Below are 1,007 nucleotides of genomic sequence, written 5' to 3'. Positions count from 1 at the left end.
AAGCAAACATGTAATCTTTCTTCTGCATCTAAAGCCTTGCCCATCAAGTGTTTACCACAATCATTTTATCGACGTATGCAGCGCTTCTTTGCAGGTCAGTATTTTGATTATCGTCAAATTTCTCAGTTGATTTTCAATATGTTTTCATTCGACCAAGTGCAACTGACTTTAGATAGAACCAATTGGAAATGGGGAAAACGAAATATTAATATCCTGATGCTCGCAATCGTTTATCGTGGAATAGCGATACCTATCCTTTGGACATTGCTTAATAAACGTGGAAATTCAGATACGAAAGAGCGTATTGCTTTGATTCAACGCTTTATAGCCATTTTTGGTAAAGACCGTATTGTGAATGTGTTCGCAGACAGAGAGTTTATCGGTGAGCAGTGGTTTACATGGTTAATTGAACAAGACATCAACTTCTGCATTCGTGTTAAAAAAACTTCATTGTCACCAATCATTTAGGAAAGAATCATAAAATTAGTGATTTATTTCGCCATCTTAAAGTTGGTCAAATTGAATGTCGTAAACGACGGATTTTGGTTGGTCGGGTGAAACTATATATAAGTGCACTACAGTTAGAAAATGGAGAGCTTTTACTCGTCGTTTCTCCTCAGTTTAATGCCAATGCTATTCAGGATTATGCATTACGCTGGGAAATTGAAACCTTATTCAGTTGTCTCAAAGGACGCGGGTTTAATCTTGAAAATACGCGCTTGACAGACCCTAGACGAGTGAAAAAATTGATTGCGGTGTTAGCTATAAGCTTCTGTTGGTGTTACTTAACGGGTGAATGGCAACATAATCAAAAAAAAGCGATAAAAATAAAGAAGCATGGACGACTCTCAATGAGTTTATTTCGCTATGGTTTAGACTATGTTCAAATGGCGATTCAGCGTTTAATTGGTTTTGGGAAAAAAGAAGAGTTTAAGGAAATTTTGGCAATTTTAAGAAAGCAGAATCCTGATAGGATAAGGGTTCTGTGAAATTTGTCGTGTACAGAG

The 1,007-nt window shown here is 36.7% G+C and carries 1 protein-coding gene; it reads left to right on the top strand.

From position 1 onward, the window contains the following. A protein-coding gene (locus FTU79_RS16425; RefSeq protein ID WP_179994544.1) for an IS4-like element ISAba1 family transposase occupies positions 1–989 on the top strand; the annotation gives its coding sequence in 2 pieces (ribosomal slippage) (positions 1–439 and positions 439–989; 990 coding nt annotated over the 2 pieces). This gene is flagged as partial in the annotation. Positions 990–1,007 lie beyond the last annotated feature (18 nt).

The organism is Acinetobacter sp. YH12144 (assembly GCF_013418345.1).
In the GTDB taxonomy this organism is placed as follows: Bacteria; Pseudomonadota; Gammaproteobacteria; order Pseudomonadales; family Moraxellaceae; genus Acinetobacter; species Acinetobacter amyesii.
This window is presented reverse-complemented; position numbering and strand designations above follow the sequence as displayed.